Below are 8136 nucleotides of genomic sequence, written 5' to 3' on the forward strand. Positions count from 1 at the left end.
CCGCCCCCCGCCGCGTCCCTGTGTTTTTTTTCTCGGGGCCGCCGTGGCCCTCGCCGCCGCCCCCCCCCCCCCCGCCGGCCCCCCCCCCCCCCCGGGCGCCCCCCCCCCCCCCACGGCCGGAAGGGGCTCAGTACCAGCCGGTACAGCGGGTGGTGCCGGTGGTGTCGTTCCAGCCGCAGGCCCGCATCACGTAGCCCGCGTCGTCGAAGGCCCCGGTGTGGGTGTCGCTGCCGGACTGGACGGTGGTCATGCCCATCGGGCCGGTCCAGGTGCTGCCGCCGTTGCTGGAGCGGTCCACCCACACCTTGTCGCCCGGGTCGGCCGAGTAGATCCGGCCCCACGCGCAGCGGCTCGACGTGCTGTACCGGAGCTCGATGTGGATGGAGTCGACGGTGGCCGTCTTCTTCGTGACGGCGTTGCTCGTGGAGCAGGCCAGCGCCCCGGTGTCCGCCGCGCGCGCGGCCGTGCCGGTGAATCCGATACCGGCGAACAGTGCGACGCCCGCCGTCAGGACGGCGGCCCTCTTCGTGAACTGCATGTGATCCCCCTGTGTGCCGTCGAGGTGATCCGCACGCCGGGTGGCGTGCTGTCGGTTGGACCCCCGTACGGTCCCCCGCGCGGCCCCCGTACGGCGTCAACCGCTGAGTGGACCCCGGCGGTAAACCTCTGCGTCAGAACGGCGGCCCCGCCCGCTACACCCCTGGTATGACGACCGCCGCCCGCGCCCCCGCGTAGGGTTCGCCGATGCGCACCAGGGCCTGGCCGGCTGACCGGCTCCGCTCCGTCGATCCGCGGCTCGCCGACGCCGTGCTGGCCCTGGGGCTGACCGCCGCGGCGGCCGTCGCCGGACAGCAGTACCACCCGGCGGGCTGGCCCCCGTTCGACGCCACCGCCTACCTCCTGACCGCGCTGGTCGGGCTGCCGCTCGCCGTGCGCCGGGCCGCTCCCGTGCCCGTCCTGGTCGCGTCCTGCCTGGCCTTCGCCGGGTACCTGGCGGCCGGGTACCAGCCCTCCCTCAACTTCTGGGGCCCGGCGATAGCGCTGTACGGCGTCGCGGCCCGCCGCCCGCCCCGTACGGCCGCCGCCTGCGCGGCGCTGACGGCGGCCGTGGTCTTCTACAGCGGCCAGAGCGCCCGTGAGCTGGGCCTGCTGGTGACGGTGGTGCAGGCGCTGATCGTCCCGGCCGTGGTGTGGGCGTTCGGCAACGGCGCCCGCCTGCTCGACGAACGCAACCGCCAGCTGGCCGCCGTCACCGCCCAGTTGCACCGCGAACAGGAGTGGCGGGCCCGCCGGGCGGTCTCCGAGGAGCAGCGGCGGATAGCCCGTGAGCTGCACGACGTGGTCGCCCACCACATGTCGGTGATCAGCGTCCAGGCGGGGATGGCCGGTTACGTGTTCCCGTCCGCGCCCGAGAAGGCCCGCACGGCCCTGGGCACGATCGCCGAGACCAGCCAGGAGGGCCTGCGCGAGCTGCGCCGCATCCTCACCCTGCTGCGCTCGGGCGGCGACGAGGAGCCGGACGCCCGCGCCGGCGCTCCGCACGCGGACGGCGACCGGGGCGACGAGCGGACCCCGTACGCGCCGATACCGGGACTGGCGGGCCTCCCGGGCATGGCGGAACGGGTGCGCGCCTCGGGCGTACCCGTCGGCCTGCGCACCAGCGGTACGCCGCGGCCGCTGCCGCCCGGCGTGGAGCTGTGCGCGTACCGGGTCGTGCAGGAGGCCCTCACCAACGTGATCAAGCACGCCCGGTCGGCACGCGTCGAGGTCCTCGTCACGTACCTCCCGCAGACCCTGGCCGTCACGGTCACCGACGACGGCGGCAACAAAGACGGCAAAGGGAACAGCAGCGGCCGACCGGATCCGGCCAACGTTGCCCCCGGGCCCGGGCACGGGTTGATCGGCATGCGCGAACGCGCGAGGCTCTACGGCGGCACGGTGGTCACCGGCCCACGGCCCGAGGGGGGATTCAGCGTGCGCCTCACCCTTCCGGTCCCCGCCGCGCGCCCCGCCGGGCCGGAGAACCGGCCGCCCGCATGATCCGGGTCCTCGTGGTCGACGACCAGATCCTGATCCGGGCCGGACTCGTGGCACTGCTCCAGGCGGCACCCGGCATCGAGGTCGTCGGGGAGGCCGAGGACGGCGAGAGCGCCGTGGACCGCGCGGCCGCCACCCGGCCCGACGTGATCCTGATGGACATCCGCATGCCCGGCCTGGACGGCACCGCCGCCACCGAGCGGATCCTCGCGCAGGCCGTCGACCCGCTGCCCCGCGTCCTCGTGCTGACCACCTTCGACCTCGACGAGTACGTGTACGCGGCCCTGCGCGCCGGAGCCTCCGGCTTCCTGCTGAAGGACACCGGCCCCGAGCGGCTGATCGAGGCGGTCGCGGCGGTGGCCCGCGGTGACGTGCTCTTCGCCCCGAGCGTGACGCGGCGCCTCATCGAGGCCTACGTGAACCGCGCGGACCCGGTCCCGGACACCCCCGCCGCCCTGGACGCGCTCACGGCCCGCGAGCGGGAGGTGCTGCGCCTGACGGCGCGGGGGCTGTCCAACACGGAGATCGCCGAGCTGCTCTTCATCAGCGAGGCGACCGTCAAGACCCACCTCAACCGGACGATGACCAAGCTGGCCCTGGACAGCCGGGCCCAGGCCGTCGTCGTGGCGTACGAGACGGGCCTGGTCGTCCCCGGCGGTCCGGGCCGCCAGGCCTGAGCCGCCGCCGGAAGCCGAGCGGTGGCCGGGCGGCGGCCTAGGCGATCAGGTCCCGCCGCCGCAGCGCGCCCAGCCCCGCCGCGACCAGGGCCGCCGCCAGCAGGGTCAGGGTCAGCAGCGGGGCCCAGTGCAACACCTCGGGGCCGGGGAGCCGGGGCAGGTGCGCGAAGGGCGAGAGGTCCAGGAGGGCCCGGGGGAGGTCGAGGGCGGGGCCGATCCAGCCGAGGGCCAGCACGGTCCCGGCGACGGCCCAGCCGGCCACCGCGTACTTCGGGAGGGCGCCGTGCAGCAGGGCCGCCAGGGCTCCGATCAGCCAGACCGCCGGGAGCTGGGCGAGGCAGGCGCCCACGGCGGGGCCGATGTCCCGGCCGTGCCCGATGCCCAGTCCGAGCCCGGCCAGCAGCAGGATCACCGCCGAGCCGCCGAAGGCGACGGCGAGGTGTCCGCCGGCCCAGCGCAGCCGGCCGACGGCGTTCGCGAGCAGCGGTTCGGCGCGCTGCGAGGTCTCCTCACCGTGCAGGCGCAGCACGGAGGAGACGGCGTAGAGCGCGGCGGTCATGCCGAGCAGCCCGGCCATCGCCGCGAGGAAGGCGTCGGTGAGCCCGCTCTGGCCGCCCATCCGCTCGATGATCTGACGGGTCTTCTCGTTGCCCCCGACCACCTCGGCCGCGCCGTCCGCCATGCCGCCGAAGACGAGCCCGGCGACGAGGAAGGCCGCGCTCCAGCCGATGAGGCCGCCGCGCTGGAGCCGCCAGGCCAGCCCCCCGGCGGTGGCGATCCGCCCCTCGGCCGGTCCGGGGCGGGCGGGCAGGAAGCTCATGCCCAGGTCCCGGCGGCCGGACAGCAGGTACGCCGCCCCGGCCGAGAGCGCCACACCGGCGGCGAGCGGCCCGAGCACCCACCAGCGCTCGCCCGCGAAGGCCCGTACGTTCTCCACCCAGCCGAGCGGGGAGGTCCAGGTCAGGGCCGATCCGCCGCCGGGCGTACCGGCGTCACCGGCCGCCTTCAGGACGAACGCGGCGCCGAGGACGGCGGAGGTGAGCCCCTTGGCGGCCCGGGCGCTCTCGGTGAGCTGGGCGGCGACGGCCGCCACCCCGGCGAAGAGCAGCCCGGCGCCGCCGACGGCCAGTCCGAGTGCGAGGGCGCCGGGCCCGCCCTGCGCGGCGAGTCCGCCCGCGACGAGGAGGGTGACGCCGGCGTTGGCGACCAGCGCGGCGAGCAGGGCCGCGGTCAGCGGTGCCCGGCGCCCCACCATGGCGGCGGAGAGCAGCTCCTGACGGCCCGTCTCCTCCTCCTCGCGGGTGTGCCGGATGACGATGGTCAGGCTCATGACGGCCGCGAGTACGGCCCCGTAGACGCCCATCCGCCAGGAGGTCAGCGCGCCGAGGGAGTCGCCGAAGACGGGCCCGTACAGGGCGCGCATCGAACCGTTGGCGTTCATCGAGGCGGCGGCCTGGGCGCGTTCGGCGGCGGTGGCGTACACCTTCCCGAGCGAGCCGGGCATGACCGCCACCAGCAGTCCGGTGACGAGGACCCAGACCGGCAGCATCACGCGGTCGCGGCGCAGGGCGAGCCGGAGCAGCGTGCCGGTGCCCGCGAGTTGTCGGTTCATCGTGCGGTCGCCTCGGTGTAGTGGCGGAGGAAGAGCTCCTCGAGGGTGGGCGGGGTCGAGGTCAGCGACCGCACGCCCGACGCGGTCAGCGAGCGCAGCACGGCGTCCAGCTTGTCGGTGTCGGCCTGGAAGCTGACCTTCAGCCCGCGCACGTCGACGTCGTACACGCCGGGCAGGTGCGCGATGCCGTTCGGCGGTCCGGCGAGCTCGGCGGTGATGGACGTACGGGTGAGGTGGCGCAGTTCGGCGAGGGTGCCGGTTTCGACGGTGCGGCCCGCGCGGATGATGCTGACGCGGTCGCAGAGGGTCTCGACCTCGCTGAGGATGTGGCTGCTGAGGAGGATGGTGCGGCCAGCGGCGCGGGCCTCGGCGACGCAGCCCTGGAAGACCTCCTCCATCAGCGGGTCGAGGCCGGAGGTGGGCTCGTCGAGGATGAGCAGCTCGACGTCCGACGCGAAGGCGGCGACGAGGGCGACCTTCTGCCGGTTGCCCTTGGAGTACGTACGGCCCTTCTTGGTCGGGTCGAGGTCGAAGCGCTCCAGCAGATCGGCGCGGCGGGCGCGGTCGAGGCCGCCGCGGAGCCGTCCGTAGAGGTCGATGACCTCGCCCCCGGAGAGGTTGCGCCACAGGGTGACGTCCCCGGGGACGTAGGCGATGCGCCGGTGGAGGGCGACGGCGTCGGCCCACGGGTCGCCGCCGAGGAGGCCGACGGTTCCGGCATCGGCGCGCAGCAGGCCGAGCAGGACCCGGATGGTGGTGGACTTGCCGGAGCCGTTGGGGCCGAGGAAGCCGTGCACCTCGCCCGCGGTGACGTCGAGGTCGAGCCCGTCGAGTGCGTGGGTGCGGCCGAACGCCTTGTGGAGTCCGGCGACGCTGATTGCCTTCGTCATGCTTCCGAACGTACGCTTACTTCACAAAATTGTGAAGATAGGGAATCGCGTAAAGTCTGACGGGTGGCCGATGCGATGGACGTACGACGGGACGAGGAAGCGGTCTCCCGCTTCGTGGAGCGGTTCGCCGCGCAGCTGACGGAAGCGGGCATGCAGCGCATGGCCGCCCGGGTCTTCGCGCGGCTGCTCGCGAGCGACGGGGGCGCGATGACCTCGGCGGAACTGAGCGAGACGCTCCGGATCAGCCCGGCGGCGGTCTCGGGCGCCGTGTCCTACCTGACGCAGGTCAACATGGTCAGCCGGGAGCGCGAGCCGGGCTCCCGGCGGGACCGGTACGTGCTGCACAACGAGCTCTGGTACGAGACCTTCACCCGACGGGACCAGGTCCTGACCCTGTGGGAGAAGACCCTGCGCGACGGCGCGACGGGCCTCGGCGCGGACACCCCGGCGGGGGCGCGGGTCGCGGAGACGGCGGCGTTCTTCGAGTTCCTGCAGGGCGAGATGCTCGCCATGATGGACCGCTGGCGCGCCCACCGCGCGACGCTGGACCTCCCGTAGCCGGGGCGGTACCCCGGGACCCCTGCGGGGCCCGGGGGGCTCAGCGGGGCAGGGTCAGGGACCACGCCGCAGGGTGGTGGGTCCAGGTGCGCCGGCGGACCGGGCCGGTCAGGACGTGGTCGGCGCGGTAGCGGAAGTCCGCCCCGGACACCGTCACCGCCTCCGCCCGCCCCACCAGCGCCGCACCCCCCGCCACCCGCACCACCACCTCCGCCGGGCCACCCGCCTCCCCGGTCCGCACCGACACGTCCTCCACCGGCTGGTCCACGTCCGCGAGGACCACCCCGTCCACCCGGACCTCCACCCTCAGCCGGTGCGGCGCCGCCGCCCCCGCCGGTCCGGGCAGCAGCGTCCGCAGCAGCGACCGGTACCCCCCGCCACGCCGGGCGGCCGCGCCCGCCGGCGCCCCGGCGATCCGCAGCCCGCCCAGCACCACCCCGTCGCTGTCGTCGACCAGCAGGTCCCGCGGCCGGGAAACCCCGTCCAGCGCCGCCCGCGCCGCGAGCACCGCCGACAGCGGCACGCCGAGCGAGCGGGCCAGCGCCAGCGACCCCGCCGGGCCGACCGGAACCAGCGAAACCGCCCGTTCCACGGGCCCCCGCTCCCGGTGCAGCAGCGTCACGGCCCGCACCAGCGCCCGGTCGTCGCCCACGATCACCGGCCGCCGATGACCCCGGCGGGCAAGGGCCCGCGCAAATTCCTCCTGCGAATCCGGGAGGCAGATTTTCGCCGCCGCCCCCGCTGACAACACATCCTTCGCGATTCGCACCGACTCGCCGTCAAGACGGCGGGCGACCGGGTCGACGAGCACCAGCAGGCCGCCTACCGGCGCGCCCGCATGGCTCATGGTGGGCTCTGGAGCCGACACCTCGGTCCTTCCTCGGGTAGCATCTTTGTGCAAGAGGCCCTTGCGCTATTGCGCCAGGGCCTTCGTCTATTCCGGGGTACCGGTCCGACGGCTCAGCCTGCGGTGTACATCGTCGTACGCCCCCTGACCTTGGACATGCCCCATCCGGAAGAGGTGTACGCCTGTGCCCGCTCTTGTGCTGCTCGGAGCTCAGTGGGGTGACGAGGGCAAGGGAAAGGCCACCGACCTGCTCGGTGGATCCGTTGACTATGTAGTGCGCTACCAGGGTGGCAACAACGCCGGCCACACGGTCGTCGTAGGCGACCAGAAGTACGCGCTGCACCTTCTCCCCTCCGGCATCCTCTCCCCCGGATGCACCCCGGTCATCGGTAACGGCGTCGTCGTCGACCCGGCCGTCCTGCTCTCCGAGCTGCGCGGCCTGAACGAGCGCGGCATCGACACCTCCAAGCTGCTCATCAGCGGCAACGCGCACCTGATCACGCCGTACAACGTCACCCTCGACAAGGTCGGCGAGCGCTTCCTCGGCAAGCGCAAGATCGGTACGACCGGCCGCGGCATCGGTCCGACGTACGCGGACAAGATCAACCGCATCGGCATCCGCGTCCAGGACCTCTACGACGAGTCGATCCTCACCCAGAAGGTCGAAGCGGCGCTGGAGGGCAAGAACCAGCTCCTCGCGAAGCTGTACAACCGCCGCGCGATCGAGGCGGGCGCGATCGTGGAGGAGATGCTCCAGTACGCGGACCAGATCAAGGGCTACGTCGCCGACACCACCCTGATCCTCAACAACGCGCTGGACGACGACAAGGTCGTGCTCTTCGAGGGCGGCCAGGGCACCCTGCTCGACGTCGACCACGGCACGTATCCCTTCGTCACCTCCTCGAACCCGACCGCGGGCGGCGCCTGCACCGGTACCGGCGTGGGCCCGACGAAGATCAGCCGCGTCATCGGCATCCTGAAGGCGTACACGACCCGCGTCGGCGCCGGCCCGTTCCCGACCGAGCTGTTCGACCAGGACGGCGAGGACCTGCGCCGCATCGGCGGCGAGCGCGGCGTGACCACCGGCCGTGACCGCCGCTGCGGCTGGTTCGACGCCCCGATCGCCCGCTACGCGACCCGCGTCAACGGCCTGACGGACTTCTTCCTCACCAAGCTCGACGTCCTCACCGGCTGGGAGCAGATCCCGGTCTGCGTGGCCTACGAGATCGACGGCAAGCGCGTCGAGGAGCTCCCGTACTCGCAGACCGACTTCCACCACGCGAAGCCGATCTACGAAAACCTCCCGGGCTGGTCCGAGGACATCACCAAGGCCAAGACCTTCTCCGACCTGCCGAAGAACGCCCAGGCGTACGTCAAGGCACTGGAGGAGATGTCGGGCGCCCCGATCTCCGCGATCGGCGTCGGCCCCGGCCGCACCGAGACGATCGAGATCAACTCGTTCCTGTAGGCCCCCCTGCACGAACACCGCACCACCTTCCGAGGGGGCGGCCGTCG

The 8136-nt window shown here is 73.6% G+C and carries 8 protein-coding genes; 4 read left to right on the top strand and 4 right to left on the bottom strand.

From position 1 onward, the window contains the following. Nucleotides 1-127 precede the first annotated feature (127 nt). Nucleotides 128-538, bottom strand: coding sequence for a DUF2690 domain-containing protein (locus ACFV0Q_RS34435; protein ID WP_385010883.1), 411 nt, complete (start codon nucleotides 536-538; stop codon nucleotides 128-130). A 206-nt stretch (nucleotides 539-744) separates the two neighbouring features. Between ACFV0Q_RS34435 and ACFV0Q_RS34440 the strand changes: the two genes are divergently transcribed. Together ACFV0Q_RS34440 and ACFV0Q_RS34445 are read left to right on the top strand one after the other, a co-directional pair. Beyond that, nucleotides 745-2040, top strand: a complete 1296-nt coding sequence (locus ACFV0Q_RS34440) for a sensor histidine kinase (protein WP_385010884.1) — start codon at nucleotides 745-747, stop codon at nucleotides 2038-2040. Then, complete coding sequence (locus ACFV0Q_RS34445) at nucleotides 2037-2714, top strand: response regulator (protein ID WP_385010885.1); 678 nt, start codon at nucleotides 2037-2039, stop codon at nucleotides 2712-2714. The genes ACFV0Q_RS34440 and ACFV0Q_RS34445 overlap by 4 nt, the downstream gene beginning before the upstream one ends. A 37-nt stretch (nucleotides 2715-2751) precedes the next feature. On the opposite strand, the gene ACFV0Q_RS34450 is transcribed toward ACFV0Q_RS34445, so the two are convergent. Together ACFV0Q_RS34450 and ACFV0Q_RS34455 are read right to left on the bottom strand one after the other, a co-directional pair. Next, nucleotides 2752-4326, bottom strand: coding sequence for an ABC transporter permease (locus ACFV0Q_RS34450; RefSeq protein WP_385010887.1), 1575 nt, complete (start codon nucleotides 4324-4326; stop codon nucleotides 2752-2754). Continuing rightward, entirely contained in the window at nucleotides 4323-5216 is an 894-nt protein-coding gene (locus tag ACFV0Q_RS34455) for an ATP-binding cassette domain-containing protein (protein ID WP_385010889.1), read from the bottom strand. The genes ACFV0Q_RS34450 and ACFV0Q_RS34455 overlap by 4 nt, the downstream gene beginning before the upstream one ends. A gap of 75 nt (nucleotides 5217-5291) precedes the next feature. Here ACFV0Q_RS34455 and ACFV0Q_RS34460 point away from each other — a divergent pair, with 75 nt between their 5' ends. Beyond that, nucleotides 5292-5774 carry a GbsR/MarR family transcriptional regulator gene (locus ACFV0Q_RS34460; protein WP_385010893.1) on the top strand — a complete coding sequence of 161 codons (483 nt, stop codon included), beginning with the start codon at nucleotides 5292-5294 and terminating at the stop codon, nucleotides 5772-5774. 40 nt (nucleotides 5775-5814) lie between these two features. Here ACFV0Q_RS34460 and ACFV0Q_RS34465 read toward each other — a convergent pair whose 3' ends face one another. Continuing rightward, the gene (locus tag ACFV0Q_RS34465) at nucleotides 5815-6621 is read right to left on the bottom strand and encodes a diacylglycerol kinase (RefSeq protein WP_385010895.1); all 807 of its coding nucleotides are present in this window, start codon (nucleotides 6619-6621) and stop codon (nucleotides 5815-5817) included. A 184-nt stretch (nucleotides 6622-6805) separates the two neighbouring features. On the opposite strand from ACFV0Q_RS34465, the gene ACFV0Q_RS34470 reads away from it, so the two are divergent. Then, nucleotides 6806-8089 carry an adenylosuccinate synthase gene (locus ACFV0Q_RS34470; RefSeq protein WP_385010891.1) on the top strand — a complete coding sequence of 428 codons (1284 nt, stop codon included), beginning with the start codon at nucleotides 6806-6808 and terminating at the stop codon, nucleotides 8087-8089. The last annotated feature ends 47 nt before the right edge of the window (nucleotides 8090-8136 follow it).

Origin of the sequence: Streptomyces sp. NPDC059564 (assembly GCF_042735575.1) — a bacterium.
Taxonomy (GTDB): Bacteria; Actinomycetota; Actinomycetes; order Streptomycetales; family Streptomycetaceae; genus Streptomyces.